Genomic DNA, 279 nt, shown 5'->3' on the forward strand with positions numbered 1-279 from the left:
GCGTTAGTGGGCGATGGCCCGACGGTTGCAGCGCGCATCAATGAATATGCCGCTCTCGGTATCGATAGCTTTATTCTCTCAGGCTATCCGCATCTGGAGGAGGCGTATCGCGTCGGCGAACTGCTCTTCCCGCATCTGGATGTCGCTATCCCCGAGATCCCGCAGCCGCAGCCGTTACAGCCGCAGGGTGAAACGGTGGCGAACGAGTTTATTCCGCGTAACGTGGCGCAAAGCTGAGGTTGTGATGGCGAAAGAGAATAAGTGGTTGTTGCGCCACGT

The 279-nt window shown here is 57.7% G+C and carries 1 pseudogene; it reads left to right on the forward strand.

The window, feature by feature from the left end:
• Positions 1–237 (forward strand): annotated as a pseudogene (locus ACEN88_RS35350) (alkanesulfonate monooxygenase); the annotation flags it as partial.
• Between the last annotated feature and the right edge of the window lie 42 nt (positions 238–279).

This window comes from Massilia sp. CT11-108 (assembly GCF_047302915.1).
In the GTDB taxonomy this organism is placed as follows: Bacteria; Pseudomonadota; Gammaproteobacteria; order Burkholderiales; family Burkholderiaceae_D; genus Telluria; species Telluria orientalis.